This is a genomic window from Nocardiopsis sp. iso_237, assembly GCF_056173345.1.
In genome coordinates this window covers 1,550,120-1,563,959 of sequence record NZ_CM149669.1, presented here as the reverse complement: position 1 = coordinate 1,563,959, position 13,840 = coordinate 1,550,120, and the positions used below count along the sequence as shown (strand labels likewise).

The following is a 13,840-nucleotide window of genomic DNA, read 5'->3' as shown; positions in this document are numbered from 1 at the left end:
ATGAGCAGCCTGCACCGCCACCGACACGCACCGTGGACACTGGCCACATCCGGCCACAACCCGCCGGTCACTCGGGCAGGCACCGGGCACGGCCACGTCCTTTGACACAATCGCCCCATGAACCAGTACCCCGACCCCCATCAGGGTGAGCCCTGGCAACAGCCCAGCGGCGGCACCCCAGGGTGGGGCCTGCCCCCCGAACCGCACACCGGTGGCCAACTGGAGCCCTACGGCGCCCCCACGGGCGGATACCAGCCCTTCGACGGCGGCATGCCGCACGAACCCACCCTCGACACCATCGGGGACATCGCGATCACGCAGAACACCGTGATCACCCCGTCCGGCCGGTTCCCCATCAGGGGGACGGTGTGGACCGTCAGCGACATGAGCCGCACCGAGCGCAGCACCCCCGTGTGGGCGATCATCGTCGCGATCCTCATCTTCTGGTGGACCTGCCTCCTCGGCCTGCTGATCCTCCTCGTCAAGGAGGACAGGACGACCGGACACGTCCAGGTCACCGTGCAGGGCGCCGGCCAGTACCACTCCACGCAGATCATGGTGAGCAACCGGTCCTACGTGCAGCACGTCAACCAGCAGGTCAACTACGCGCGCGGCCTCGCGGCCTGACCCACCAGGATCGGCCACCACGCTGGCCGATCCTGGATTCCAAGCCGACCGGCGTTCGAGCACCCTCCGCCGGCCAACACGTCGCCAAACCCCGGCAAACCCATGTTTGCCACGCATTGTATTCGCTCATACACGTAGAGCAGCCTAGAGTCTTTCCTGGAAGGGAGCGCATGCTGTTCACGGTGGCGTCGCTCGCGATCCTGCTCGGCCAGTGGTGGATCTTCTGAACGGGGTCTCCCCACGGGGGCTGACAACCCTGGAGTTCACGAAACGCCCGCCGCACAGCAGCGCACCAGGGGTTAATCACCGGTAACGTGGTGCGCGAGGCCCATAGCGACCGGTTTGGTGGAACACACGTGGTAACGAGACGCAACTACGAATCACCGTAGTTGGTCAGACTTTGCCCTCCCTTGGGCGACATCCGACGAATGCCCTAGGATGTCTCCCCGAGGGCACCCACCAGATCCACCAGGTCACAGCCCGGCCACACAGCGCGACCAAGCGCCACAATTTAACCGAGCACCCATAGCTCAGTGGATAGAGCATCGGACTTCTAATCCGACGGTCGCAGGTTCGAATCCTGCTGGGTGCACCACAAACCCCCAGGTCAGACGGGGTACACGAGGACCTCCGAGGAGGTCCTCGTCGCGTTTCCGGGGCTTGTGTGCTCCTGGTGTGCTCCCCAGTACAAGGTGAGTGCAGGTGGGGGTCCACCTCCCGGAGCACTTTGCCCAACCTCTGGTCTTGGCGGCCCATGACCGTCCACTCAATGTCCCTCTTGGGACCTGCCTGCCCCGATCGCCCGGCGCCCTGTCTCAGAGCCCGCCCGCCGACCGCACGTCCGCCCACCATCGCCCCAAGACCCGGACCCAGTAGCGGGGCACGACGTCCATCGGTCCGGCAGCCCACCACTGCATGTTTCGTGCCGAGTGCGCTGTAGGCCCTGACAACCGTTTCGAGGGGATCGGTGTTCCGTCATCCCACCGAAGGTGGTGATTCGGGATGCCCTCCCAATAAAGTCAGGTAATGGACTTCGAGCAGAAATCCCCGCCCCCCGGCCCAAACGAACCCTCTTTTTCGCTCACCGCGACGGTCATGGCGCACCCGTCCAGGAGCTCTGAGGCCGAACGCGTGCTGACCGAACTTTCCCTACCCGGCGCCGAGGCCGTCTTCGATCCCCGCCCCGACGCACCGCCGAGTTCGCTCAGGACAGCGGCCGCCGCGCTCTCCCGCGCCACCCCAGACCGCAGCACCCACCACCTCCTCCTCCAGGACGACACCCTCCTGGCCAAAGACCTTTCGGCCTCCGTCCTGAAGTGCTGCCGACTCCACCCGGACGCAGCCCTGTCCTTTTTCGTCGAATGGGGTTCGCGCACCGCCGTTCTCGCACGTATGGCGGTCTTCTCCGGCATCAGCGCGGTACCGGTGATCAACCCCTACATGCCCTCGCTGGCCCTGGCGATGCCCAGCGCCCTGACCGCCGAAATCGCCGAGCGGATGGGCCGAGGCAGCGATGCCGGAGCCGACGACGGGGAGCCCGACGACCGGGCCGTCCTGCATCTGCTGCGCGAACGCGGTGTCCGCACCCTGGCGATGGTCCCTAACCTGGCCGAACACGGCGACCTGCCGAGCCTGACCGGCAACACCGACCAGGGAGTGCGGCGCTCGGTCTGCTTCACCGCCGACTCCGAAGTCCCCTTCGACGCCTCCGTGCTCGACCTGCCCCGGCTCCTGCCCTTCTACGCCTGGAACACCGGGAACGCGGTCGTCATCGACACCGCCGACGACACGCCCTCCTCCCACCGGCCCACCGAGCGGGTCCTGGCCGACTGGGGCCTGGGCGAGGACAGTGCGCGCCGGGCTTTGGAGGCCACTTCCGGCCTTGCCGCCCTGGCCGATTCCGTCGACCCCGACCTGCTCCTGGGGGCATGGAACACGGCGGTCGTCCTGGGCGCGGTGCAGGAACACGCCCACCCGGGCAGCGTCGGCTCCCTCCGGAAACGCATCGGTAAGTCCCTCGTGCGGCGCGCCCTGTACACCCACGTCCCCGGGGCGCTGCGCACCTTCGTGGACATCCCCTCCCTGGAGCCCTTCGAGGAGGAACTGGTCGAGATGACCCTGGCCGCACTCGAACTGGGCGCCGGTCTTAACGTGCCCGAGGGAGGGCTCTGATGTCCGACATCCGACTGTCCTGTGTGGTGATGGCCCACCCAAGTCGTGAGAAGGCCGCGCAGGCGCTGGCTGCCTCGCTCACGGAGCTGGCGCCCCGGGTCGTCTTCGACCCCGAACCGGACGGTCCTCCCGCGACCCTGCGCGCCGCGCGTGCGGCATGGTCCGCTGTGCCCCCCGGCAGCACCCACCACCTGGTGCTCCAAGACGATGCGACTCCGGTTCCGGGGATGGCCACCACCCTGGAGAAGGTCCTGACCGCCCACCCCGAACTGCCGGTGTCCCTATTCTGTGAATGGGGATCGGCCACAGCCTCCATGGCGCGGTGGGCCGCACTGGGCGGGTTCGGTCTGGCCGAGTGCGTCGACTCATACGTCCCGACCGTCGGCCTGTCGCTTCCCACAGCGACGGCGATCACGCTCGTCGAGGCCCTCGACCGGCACGATCCCGGGGAACCCGACGACGAGGTGATCGCCCGGTTCCTGGAGGAAGACGGGCGGAGCGCCTTCGTCACAGTGCCCAACCTGGTGCAACACGACGGGAACGGCAGCCTCGTGGGCAACGACCACGCCATGGGTGCCCGGCGCTCGGCCCTGTTCGCGCGTCCCGGGGAGGAGGTCGGCGGAGAGATACTGGCGGCCCCAGCCCTGGTGCCGTGTGTGAGTTGGCGCCGTGCCCGCGCGGCGATGGTCCGCTGGGACACTGGGGCCCGACGCCACGACGGCCACGTGTCCCTGGTCCGCGCTGAGTTGGAGCAGGCGGGAATTGCCCACTCCGAGCTGGTCAGCGGGCTGGATTACTGGTTGGAAGGTGAGGAGGGGCATGTCCTAGAGGGGGCCCTGGGCTACGGCCTGGTACACGAGCTGTGGACCGTGGCGGTGGCCCTAGCTGTGTTCTCCCCCCTGACCGGCCGTGAGGAGGCCCCGCCCCTGGCCGTGGCCCGGGCTCTGACCACCCTGGGCCCTGGCGGCCTGCGCACCGTCGCCCCGGCCGTGGCCCAGGACCCGCTCCTGTTGGACGCACTGGTCTCCCTGGCCGTCGCCGGTCTAGCCTTCGGGTCCGAGGCGGCGGTCACACCGAGTGGTCCTCCCACAGGCGTTGGTACACCCCTCCTCCCCTGACCAGTTCACGGTGGTGCCCCGTCTCGGTGACCAAGCCGTCACGGAGCACCACCACCTTGTCCGCTCGGTGGGCAGTGTGCAGCTGGTGGGCGACGGCGATGACGGTCCGGCCGGGCAGAGCGCGCAAGACCGCGTCCTCCAGCCGCCGCGCGGCCGCCGGGTCCAGGAACGAGGTCGCTTCGTCCAGAACGAGCACCTCCGGTGCGGCCAGTAGAGCACGGGCCAGCGCCAACCGCTGCGCCACCGCTGGGGTGACCGATCGGTCGCGACCCCCGACCACGGTGTCGACTCCCTGTTCCAGGGAGAGCACCCAGTCCAGGGCCCCGGTTCGGTCCAGGACCTCCAGCAAACGCTCGTCGATGGCCTCGGGGCGGGCCATCCGGAGGTTGTCGGCGACTGTGGCGTGGAAGACGTGCTGCTCTTGGGAGACCATGAGCACCCGACGGCGGCGTTCGGCCAGGGGCAGGTCCGTGACGGGCGTGCCGTGCACGAGGACCTCACCGTCCTGGACCTGCTCGCTTCCGCACAGCAGGCGGCCCAGCGTGGTTTTACCCGAACCGGAGGGTCCCACCACTGCCAGGAACTCTCCACGAGCCACCACGAGGTCCACCCCGCGCAGTACCGGGGCCCCGCCGTAGGAGTGCTTGACCGCGCGCAGCTCCACGGCGCGGTCCCCCGGAGAGGCCTCCGGGGCGGATTCGACACCGGGCTCGACAGCGCTTCCAACGCCGACCACCCGGGACAGCGAGGCCCCGCCCACCATGAACCGCTGCAACCAGATCACCAGGGTCGCGACGGGCTCGGAGAGTTGGCGACTGAGCAGCAGACAGGTGGTCGCCTCACCCAGGCTCACCAACCCGGCCGCGTGCAGAAAACCACCCACGGCGAGCACGCAAGCCAGCACCGCTGCCATGCCCCCGTCGATGGCGGGGAACAGTACCTGCCGCAGGCGCAGCGACCGCATGGCCGCAGTATGGGTGTCCGCCAAGGTCTTCTCGGCCTGGCCCACCCGAACCTCCTCCAGCCCGTACGCCTCCACGGTGCGCGCACCGTGCACGGTCGAGGCCAGGCTCTCCGCGATCGCCCCGTAGGCGGCCCGTTCGGCGAGCTGACGGGAACGTACCCGGCGCAGGGCCCACCGCGCAGGCAGACCGACCAACGGCACGGCCACCAGGCATGCCAGGGACACCAACGGACTGGTCAGCACCAGACCGGCGCCGACCACGACCACCGTGACCGAGGCGAGGAGGACCTCCGGGGCCGCGTTGCGCAGTGCGTTGTTGAGCACTGCCACGTCGTCGGTGCTGCGCGTCATCAGCTCCCCAGTGTCGCCGCCTGAGAGCCGCGAGGGTGGAAGCCGCAGCGTGTCGCGCACGAACCCATCTCGCAGACGGCACATGGCCCTCTCACTGAGCCGGATCACGATGATCCGGCACAGCACGACCAGTCCCGTCTGGGCGGCCAGCAGCACGAGCAGGATGGCCACCACCGCTATGACGGTCTCCCTGCCCGCTCCGGGCAAGGAGTCGACGAGCCTCCCGACCATCCACGCGGGAGCCAGGGACGCGGCCGTCGCCAGCGCGTAGAGCAGTACCGAGGTGCCCACCGCGCGTCTCTCCAGGCGGACCAGGTCGAGCGCCGCCCTCCAGGTGGCCCGGGCGTCAGCTACGGGCAGCGTCGTCTTCGACAAGTCCGTCCCTCTCCTGCGTCGGGATGTCGGTCGCGGCGGCGGACCCGCCGAGGGCGCGGGTCCGGTCGACCAGGGCCCGGTACCCGGGCTCCTCGGTCAGGAGTGCACGGTGCGTGCCGCTCGCCCGGACCCGCCCGCCCAACAGGAACACGACGCGGTCGGCGCGGTCGAGCAACGGCGGGGCCAGGGACAGGACGACCGTGGTCCTCCCGTGCCGGTGTTTCCGGAGCCGCTCGGCCACGAAGTGTTCGGTGGTGGCATCGAGGGCCGAGGTGGGGTCGCTCAGGACAAGAACAGGTGGGTCGTGCACCAGCGCCCGGGCCAGGCGCAGCCGCTGGCGTTGTCCTCCCGAGATGTTGTCTCCCCGGGCCTCGATCAGCCCATGGAGCCCTCCGACCGCTTCCACCACGTCCCGTGCGCAAGCGGTCTCCAGCGCGGCGGAGACCGTGTGCGCGTCGCCTCGACCCAGGGGGTCTACAACCTCGGCCAGGGTGCCTTCGAACAGTTCGTCCTGCGGTGTGGCAACCAGCAGGCGACTGCGTAGTTCGGGGCCGGGTATCCGGTGGAGTTCGGTGCCGCCCCACGCTGTGCGGGTGACCACCTTGCCGCCGAGTCTGCTGACCAGTGCGGCCCCGGTCGCGGCGTCGGCGCAGACGACCGCGGTCAGGGCCCCGGCAGGAACCGACAAACCGGTTTCGGGATCCAAGAGATCCATCCGGGTGTCGGGCACAGGCAGAACTCGTTCGGCGTGGTCAGCCCGTACGGCGAGCAAGGCGTGGATGCGGCGGGCGGCGGCGTAGGCGCCGGCGACCTTGCCCGCGACCATGCTGAAAGCGCTCATCGGCAGCCACAGGAAGGCTCCGTAGCCGAAGGCCGTGGTGAACTCCCCGACGGTGAGATCCCCCTGGACCACAGCGTTGCCCGCCACCCCGACCACCGCTACCAGCAGCAGCCCGGGCACGAGGGTTTCCAGACCGCTGACTAAGCTCAACGGAGGGGCAGTGCGGAAGCCGAGCGCCCGCAGTAGGCGTGATCGGGTTCGATAGCGCTCCGCGAAGGCGTCTTCGCCGCCGACCGCCTTCATCACCCGCAGGCCGGACACAATGTCGGCAGCCGAGGTACGCAGCGCCCCCTCCTGGATCCGGTAGGCGTGGATGCGTGCCTGGAGGGAGGTCACCAGCGGCCCCAGCAACAGGAGTTGGGCCAATAGACCGGCCAGCACCAGGCCGCCGAGCAGGGGGGAGAGCAAGTACATCAGTACCGCGACAGCGGCGAACACGAGCAGACCGCCGGTTGCTCGGGTAAAGATTTCGTTGGAGTCACCGATGACCCGGGCGTCGGTACTGGTGTTGGCGACGACCTCGCCGGTGTCCAGGCTGCGAGTGATCAGTGCCCCCTCCCTGGTCACGTGGTCAGTGACGACGCGCACCACGCGGAAGGCCAGGCCCAGCTCGTTCTTGGTGACCAAAGTCGTCGAAAGGTAAGTGAGCGGCCAGGTCAACAGGGCCACGCACGCGAGTACTGAAACCCAGCCCCACAGCGAGGCCGGCCCGCCCTCGGCCGCCAGGCCTTCGTCGATGCCGCGCCCTACGATGTACGGAAGCAGCGCGAAGAGCCCCATCCAGGCCGTGCCCACCAGGGCGCCCAGGAACAGGGGACGCCACTGGCGGGCGTAGAACCACAGCAGGATCCGGGCCGGAGGCAGGGGGCCGGGGCGGGCCCCGTCGTCAGGGGGCAAGAGGGCGACGCGGTCCCAACGGGAGCCCGGGGAAGCCGGTGCCACGCGCTACCCTCGGGCCAGTCGAAAGGCGATGAAGCCCGGTTCCCGGCTGAGCAGGTCGTACTCGTCGGGGTGGCGTTCGCGCATGGACTCCTGGGGACGGGTCTCCACCAGCCGGTCCACTAGAAACCCGGCGGCGCGGAACTCGTCGAACCACCGCTCCAGCGGTTGCCGCCAGAACCGGCTGAGCAGACCGCAGTCCCACTGGTCGTCGACGTGACGCTCCTCGAAGTAGCTCCCTCCGTCGCGTATCCAGTCCGCCGTGGGGTGGCTGGTCGACAACACCAGGAAACCGTCGGGCCGGAGCACCCGGCGTAGTTCCCGCAGGGCTGCCACCCGGTCAGGCAGGTAGTGGACAACCAGGGCTATCAGAGCGGCGTCGAAGGAGGAATCGGGGAGGTCCAGCGACAGTGCAAGGTCCATCTGCCGGACCTGTGCGTCCTCCCCCAGGTGCGAGCGGGCCACCCTCACCATGTCGCCGCTGTGGTCCAGGCCCATCACCCGGGCCCCGCGCGTCACCAGCTCCCGGGCATAGAGACCGGGGCCGCAACCCGCGTCGAGGATGTCCAGACCCCGCACGTCGCCCAGGAGCGACAGGACCGTGGGGCGGTCGTAGTAGGCGTTGTAGGCGTTATCCTCAGCGGCTGAGGCGAACGCTTCGGCGTACCCGTCGTAGGGTGCGGTACTCATGCTCTTGTGCCTCACGGGAGAAGGGGCGGAGAGGATTGGGCGGTGTCGAACAGCTCGTCGAGCCAGTCCTCACAGGGGGGAAGGCCTCGCGCGAAGCCCGGGGCCATCAGCCCGAGGGCCCCGTCGAAAATGTGCCGGGGCGGCTTCACCCCGGCGCCGATGAGGGCGTCCAGGCGCTGGTCGAAGTGGGTGAGCCACTCCCGGTAGGCCAGGACGCGCTGGTCGGAGGTTGGTCGTTTCCGGTAGACGTGCCTGCGGGCCAGGGTGAACTTGGTGGGCGTGCTCTGGTAGGCGCTGGCCACCGCGCCTTCGAACGCGGTCACCTGGTGGTAGATCGACGTGACCTCTCCCAGATTCAGGAACCCGCCGTGGAACGCCTCGCTGAGGGAGAGCCACAGGTCCCAGTCCTCGCAGTGGTCCAGTTCCTCGTCGAATCGGACGGGCAGGTCGGAGAAGTTGGTGGCGACGACGGAACCGGTGTGCAGGTGGTTGGCAACCATCAAGAAACCGGGATCGAAGGCCCCTCCCTTCCGGGGCATCCTCCGGGTGTTCCGGGGCACCGCTTCCAACCAGATGTCGCTGACCAGGGCGTCCCCGTAAGCCAGGGCGGGCCCGTCGGTCTCTGACAGGGCGCTCAGGGCGAGGCTCAGGTGGCGGGGCAGGAAGACATCGTCGTCGTCCAGGAAGGCGACGTACTCGCCCTGGGCGGCTTCGAGGGCGGTGTTGCGTGCGGCCGACACCCCCCGCCGCTCCCCTGGTTCGATCAGGTTGATGGTGAGCTCGCCCTTCCACCCGTCCACAACCTGGCGAAGGGAGTCACCCCCGTCGTTCACAACGACCACCTCGATCCCGTCGCCGGGCAGCTCCTGGAGCCGCAGGCTGCGCAGACAGCGTTGCAGCGGCCCCGGGCGGTTCCGTGTGGGGATGATGACGCTGATCACAGCTGTGTCCTCTCTGCCTCTGTCGTGCTCGAAGGTGTGCGGACGTGGGCGACTCCGAGCCTTGGGGCGATCCGCGCCTGGGACCCGATCCCTTCGAGCAGAGCCCGGACCCCCTCCTCCGGGGGAAGGGAGATCCGGTAGACCGAGGCGCGTGAGCGTCGAGCGGTGGTGGTCTGTGAGGACACGCGCATCTCCCAAAGCACGTGTCCGCCACGGTCGACCTCGAAGGCGCGTCCGGCCTGGGCATCGGTGACCAGTACCCGATCGGTGCCCGAGGCCTCGCATCCGCCGGCGACCTCGGTAAAGAACTCCTCGGGAGGGTCCGCGGTGTACCCCCACACGATCTCTCCTGTGGCTGGGTCGCACTCCAGCACTCGTGAGTAGCCCTGTGACCTGCCGTTGTCGAGCAGAAGCACGGTGCCACCGCTGAGAACGGAGGGCTGGTGCTGCCCGGAGAGGGTCCCCGGGCCCCACCACCAGCGGACACGCAGGGCGGTCAGGTCCGCGACCACGACCAGGTTGAGGTCTCGGAAGGACAGCAGGACGTCGCCCTCGCTCCACAGCCCCGAGGGGTGGTCCCCGAGCAGTTCGACGGTATTGGCGTGCAGGACGTCGGCGGGCGACCCGGGCAGATCTCGCAGGAAGCGCAGCGCGTCCCGAACCGTTCCCAGGAACTCAGCCTGTTCGGCGAGGGCGGCCTCCCGCTCGCAGGAGGGGGCCCACCCGCTGTCGGTGAAGATCCGCCACCGTCGTTCGTGCAGGTCCTGGACCAAGGGGCACAGCTCCGGGTCGGAGGTGAGCAGGTCGTAGAGGGAGTGCTCCTCGATGACCCGCCCCTCCGGGGTCAGGACGGCGACGGTGTTGTCCAGGACGACACGGGGGCCGTCCCCGCTGCCGTCCCCGACCCTGCGGGGCCGTTCAGTGAGGACGTGCACCCGGCCCCCGGCGTCGATGTCGAGGTCGTGGTGGACCGGGAGTTCCCGGCTCCAGACCAGGTCGCCGTCGGAGTTCAGGCACAGGAGGGCGTGCAGAGGCACCAGTGCGTACAAGCTACCGTCGGGTCCCATCTCGACGTGGTTCCACCCGCGCAGGTAGCTGGGCGGGTCGTCGGCGGCGTCGGGTTGTCCCTCGCCGCTGCTCCAGGAGTGGACCGCTTGTCCTTTGTGGTCCACCAGGTAGGCGACCGGCGTCGGGTAGGTCGCGGAGGGGGAGAAGAGCAGGTGTCGGTTCACCGCTCACCATCCCCCGTGCCGAACTCCTCGCGCACGGCTAGGACGAGGTTCCGGGTGACCTGGTCGGCCACGCGGGCACCGATCTCCGCGCTCGCCAGGTCCGCCCTGTAGACAACGCCGTTCTCGGTGCCGCACCCCTGCGGCAGGGGCAGCATGTGGTAGGCGATCCGCCGGATCCCGTGCTCGGGAGTCCCCTCAGCCAGTTCGAGACGGACCAGGTCCGGGACCATGTGCGCGACCAGGCTGGATTCGACCATCGCCGCGTGGTGATCGTCGTGACGGCCCACTCCCGACTCCTCGGCGAGGGAGTCGCGGAACTCCTCGCCGACCACGTCCCACCAGCTCACGATCATGATCCGGGAGTCCCGGTGGCGTTCGTGGTGCCGTCGCGCCGCCTCGTACAGGAAGGAGGTGTTGTCGATCGCGGAGTTGACCACGACGACGTCCCGGGTGCCGTGTTCGTGAACACCGCTGAGGAGATCCTCCACCAGGGCGGTGAAGGTGGACCCCGACAGGGCGAAGACTCCGGGGAAGTGGCCGCCGAGGCGGAAGGGCGGTGTGGACACCCCGTACCCGAGGGAGGGAAGGACGTAGGCCCGGACCCGCTCAGCGAGTTCTCTGGCGAAGTACTCGCTGATGAGGGTGTCAGAGGTCAGGGGCAGGTGCAGCCCGTGCGGCTCCACCGCGCCTACGGGCAGGACGGCGAGGGAGGCACCCGCCCGGTCCCGCAGGTCCTGCCAGGTCATGGCCTCCAGGTGGAGGGGGTGGCTACCGGTGCTCATGCGTCCGTCCACCCCAGGCTCGGCACGTTCTCGGGGCGCAGCCTTCTTGCTGGCTCGAGGTTCAGGAAGTCCTCCTTATTGCAGCAGCTGTGCTCCGCGGCGCACGGGGCCCAGCGCTTCTCGCGCCGTTCCAGACGGAAGTCGGGATCCAGGATGTTGCCGATGCGCTGGTGTTCCAGGACGTGGTAGCGGGAGCAGGGGTATACCTGACCGTCGATCCCGATGAAGACGTGGTCGTGTCCGGCACTGCACGGGAGCCCTCGGGGTGCGCGAAGGGCCTTGAGGGCGACCTTGGTCAGGTCGGTGTCGCCGCCCAGGCACTCGACCCGGTGAAGGATGTCAGTCGTGCCCAGGACCGGGACCGCCTGCTCGGGATCGGGGTTCTCGGGTGACTCCGAGGGGAGTTCGGGGTCGTAGCCCAGATCGACGTTGTAGCGCATCCCGTAGTCGCGGGCCCGCTCGACGAAACGCTCCACCAGGGCCCCGTTGTCGGGGAAGAGCAGGACGTTGACCACGGTGAAGCAGCCGAAGTCCTCCTGCGCCACTCGTGCGTTATGGAAGAAGCGGTCCAGGTCGATCTCACCGTCGTGGTAGGTGAGCCAGAGGGAGAGCTTGCCCAGGTTGGCGCTGTCCGCCATCCGGGGCAGCCGTCGGGCCAGCAGGGAGGCGTTGGACAGCAGTTCCACGAACCTGACGTTGGGCCTGAGGGTGAGCCATCCCGCCTCTTCCAGGAAGTCAGGGGATGCGAAGGGTTCACCCAGGCTGCCGAGCCGGACGGAGACCTCGTGGGGTCTGGTGCCGATCCAGCGCACGATGGTCCTGAAGTCTTCGAGGTCCTGGGGGGTCTTCCAGTTGGTCCGGCGGCTCTTGGACCAGTCCCCGACGGAGACGCAGTAGGGGCAGTCAAAGTTGCACAGGCGCTGACCCGCGACGTACCAGACGCGGAGCGGCAGTTCTGGTGTTTCGGGCACACGTCCTCCTGAGAGTGGTGGGGTATCCAGGACCCGCCCGAGGCCGGGGCGGTGGGTGGGGTCGAGGCGTGCGGAACGCCCCGGAAGGTGACCGTCAGGGCTCGGGCCCTAGCCGAAGGTCGCGATGGGCCGGAACTCGCGGCCGGTGAAATCCAAGGTCTGGTTGTGGCACCTGCGGCAGATGAAGTCGGCGGCGGCCTCGGCCACTCCGAACACCTTCCGACGCAGTGCGGTCGCGGTGTCACCGCGCATGACCTCGTCCAGGGAGCCGTCCCGGATGTTCCCGAACACCTCGCGCTGGTAGTAGTCGTTGCAGCACAGGAAGAGATCGCCTCGAACACTGAAGTTGCCGTGTGCCAGGGGCCAACCGCAGCCGGTGAGCCGACCCCGGACCTGGATGTCCTGCCGGTACTCGCCTCCGACATCCCCCGCCCGGTCACAGGTCATGGTGGGCACTACTTCGGCTCCGAGAGGTTGGTAGCGCTCCCGGAGGTCGAGGAGGTCTCGGTCGCGCTCCTCTCCAATGCCGTTCACCACGATCTGAACGGGAAAGCCAGCGTCGATAGCCCTCTCCACATTGGCCATGGTGCGGGAGTGGGTTCGTGAACGGGTCAGCTCAGCGAACCGGGTCTCGTCTGCCGTGGGCAGGTTCACGATCAGGTGCCGGAGCACGCCGTGGCGTCGCAGCGCCTCGATCTTGTTCTCGTTGAGCCCGCTCGCATTGGTGTAGAGGGCAAGCGGCAGGCCGTGTCCGGCCAGGACCTCCAGGCGTTCGTTGAAGTGTTTGTCCAGGGTGGGTTCGTTGAAGAAGTGGAAGGTGACGTACTCAACGGTGCCCAGGTCGATCAACTTCTGGGTGATCTCCTCGAAGAGGTCCATGGGCATGGTCTGCCGTGGTTTGGGGTCGGTGGAGACCGGACAGAAGTCGCAGCCCCAGTTGCAGTGCGCGGTGACCTCGATTTCTCCGCTGCGCAGGTGGTAGTCGCGGCAGACGGCTTCTGGAGTCTGGAGCCAGTCCCGACGCACCGCTTCCTCCACCAGACCAACCTCGAAAAGGGAGGACGCTGCCGACGAGGGAACCGCTGCGGCGGCGCAGTGCAAGAGCAGGTCCCGCATCAGGGTTCTCGGATGCCAGACCACGTTCCGGTCAAGTCCTATGACCCCGAAGGCGGTGCCGGGCGGGGGCGGTTCCTGGGTCGGGCGGGTGGGCCCGAAGGTGTCGGTCAAATAGCGCACCGGCGATGGGGAATCCGGTTCCACGGTAGTGAGGTAGGGAGATGTCTGGAGAAGTGGAGGTAGCGGAAGGATGGGTGTTCTCCTAGCAGCGGTTTCAACGAACGCCACAACATGTCTTGGCCGGTATAGACCAGATGGGCACAACGGATCCTAGGGAACACACCCCGGTATGTCACCACACTTCCCACTCCCGCAAAGATCCTGCGATCACGCCCCAGTGACGATAACCGCAGATCAATAAAACCTTTTTGATCGTTGACCAGGTGTAATCACTGGCCACATGTGGTCAGTCGAACCAGACCATGGTGTGCGGGGAACCGCCTCAGGTCACGGAGGCTTTTCTCAGCTGCGGAAAGTCCGAATAGGTCGTGGAGGGCCGGGATCCGTTGGAGTAGCTTCCCCATGGCGCCTGGCCGAAGCCATTCCCGCCCGAATCCGTCCCGTGCGAGCATGCTCCATCCGCTGACAAGACCTGGAAGCTTCGCACCGGCGGTGGAAGCGCCTCAGTCGGCAGCGGTTCCCACGCTTTCAGCCACGCAGACGCCCCAAGGGCCGCAGAGAGCCGGGACCCAGAGCGAAACAGTGCCGCCCCGTCATCCTT

11 protein-coding genes and 1 tRNA gene are annotated in these 13,840 nt (G+C 68.2%); 4 read left to right on the top strand and 8 right to left on the bottom strand.

Translation table 11 applies throughout. The features are described from left to right. The first annotated feature begins 117 nt into the window (after window positions 1–117). The 4 genes from AC0VYM_RS07145 to AC0VYM_RS07130 all read left to right on the top strand — a co-directional run bounded on the left by AC0VYM_RS07145 (window position 118) and on the right by AC0VYM_RS07130 (window position 3,917). Entirely contained in the window at window positions 118–627 is a 510-nt protein-coding gene (locus AC0VYM_RS07145; protein ID WP_475460350.1) for a hypothetical protein, read from the top strand. A 519-nt stretch (window positions 628–1,146) separates the two neighbouring features. Then, window positions 1,147–1,222 (top strand) — tRNA-Arg (locus tag AC0VYM_RS07140). A gap of 500 nt (window positions 1,223–1,722) precedes the next feature. After that, window positions 1,723–2,799 (top strand): hypothetical protein, encoded by a 1,077-nt coding sequence (locus AC0VYM_RS07135; RefSeq protein WP_475460348.1) that lies wholly within the window; start codon window positions 1,723–1,725, stop codon window positions 2,797–2,799. Beyond that, window positions 2,799–3,917, top strand: coding sequence for a hypothetical protein (locus AC0VYM_RS07130; RefSeq protein WP_475460346.1), 1,119 nt, complete (start codon window positions 2,799–2,801; stop codon window positions 3,915–3,917). The genes AC0VYM_RS07135 and AC0VYM_RS07130 overlap by 1 nt, the downstream gene beginning before the upstream one ends. Here the strand turns inward: AC0VYM_RS07130 and AC0VYM_RS07125 are convergent. From AC0VYM_RS07125 to AC0VYM_RS07090, 8 genes are all read right to left on the bottom strand, one after another. Further along, window positions 3,868–5,607: an ABC transporter ATP-binding protein gene (locus AC0VYM_RS07125; protein WP_475460344.1), complete on the bottom strand. Its 1,740-nt coding sequence runs from the start codon at window positions 5,605–5,607 to the stop codon at window positions 3,868–3,870. The two genes, AC0VYM_RS07130 and AC0VYM_RS07125, sit on opposite strands and share 50 nt — an antisense overlap. Continuing rightward, a complete protein-coding gene (locus AC0VYM_RS07120) occupies window positions 5,579–7,345 on the bottom strand; it encodes an ABC transporter transmembrane domain-containing protein (protein ID WP_475460342.1) in 1,767 nt (588 codons plus the stop codon). Before AC0VYM_RS07120 ends, AC0VYM_RS07125 begins: the two co-directional genes overlap by 29 nt. A 48-nt stretch (window positions 7,346–7,393) precedes the next feature. Then, window positions 7,394–8,077 carry a class I SAM-dependent methyltransferase gene (locus AC0VYM_RS07115; RefSeq protein ID WP_475460340.1) on the bottom strand — a complete coding sequence of 228 codons (684 nt, stop codon included), beginning with the start codon at window positions 8,075–8,077 and terminating at the stop codon, window positions 7,394–7,396. An 11-nt stretch (window positions 8,078–8,088) separates the two neighbouring features. Continuing rightward, complete coding sequence (locus AC0VYM_RS07110) at window positions 8,089–9,018, bottom strand: glycosyltransferase family 2 protein (RefSeq protein WP_475460338.1); 930 nt, start codon at window positions 9,016–9,018, stop codon at window positions 8,089–8,091. Continuing rightward, window positions 9,015–10,250, bottom strand: coding sequence for an arylsulfotransferase family protein (locus AC0VYM_RS07105; protein WP_475460336.1), 1,236 nt, complete (start codon window positions 10,248–10,250; stop codon window positions 9,015–9,017). Before AC0VYM_RS07105 ends, AC0VYM_RS07110 begins: the two co-directional genes overlap by 4 nt. Beyond that, window positions 10,247–11,032, bottom strand: a complete 786-nt coding sequence (locus tag AC0VYM_RS07100; protein ID WP_475460334.1) for a creatininase family protein — start codon at window positions 11,030–11,032, stop codon at window positions 10,247–10,249. The genes AC0VYM_RS07105 and AC0VYM_RS07100 overlap by 4 nt, the downstream gene beginning before the upstream one ends. Further along, window positions 11,029–12,003: a radical SAM protein gene (locus tag AC0VYM_RS07095; protein ID WP_475460332.1), complete on the bottom strand. Its 975-nt coding sequence runs from the start codon at window positions 12,001–12,003 to the stop codon at window positions 11,029–11,031. Before AC0VYM_RS07095 ends, AC0VYM_RS07100 begins: the two co-directional genes overlap by 4 nt. Before the next feature lie 108 nt (window positions 12,004–12,111). Continuing rightward, the gene (locus AC0VYM_RS07090; RefSeq protein ID WP_475460330.1) at window positions 12,112–13,029 is read right to left on the bottom strand and encodes a radical SAM/SPASM domain-containing protein; all 918 of its coding nucleotides are present in this window, start codon (window positions 13,027–13,029) and stop codon (window positions 12,112–12,114) included. Window positions 13,030–13,840 lie beyond the last annotated feature (811 nt).

Excerpts from the sequence above, each read along its gene's own strand:
- AC0VYM_RS07145 (WP_475460350.1), top strand. The coding sequence starts at position 118 with ATGAACCAGTACCCCGACCCCCATCAGGGTGAGCCCTGGCAACAGCCC.
- AC0VYM_RS07135 (WP_475460348.1), top strand. The coding sequence starts at position 1,723 with ATGGCGCACCCGTCCAGGAGCTCTGAGGCCGAACGCGTGCTGACCGAA.
- AC0VYM_RS07130 (WP_475460346.1), top strand. The coding sequence starts at position 2,799 with ATGTCCGACATCCGACTGTCCTGTGTGGTGATGGCCCACCCAAGTCGT.
- AC0VYM_RS07115 (WP_475460340.1), bottom strand. The coding sequence starts at position 8,077 with ATGAGTACCGCACCCTACGACGGGTACGCCGAAGCGTTCGCCTCAGCC.
- AC0VYM_RS07100 (WP_475460334.1), bottom strand. The coding sequence starts at position 11,032 with ATGAGCACCGGTAGCCACCCCCTCCACCTGGAGGCCATGACCTGGCAG.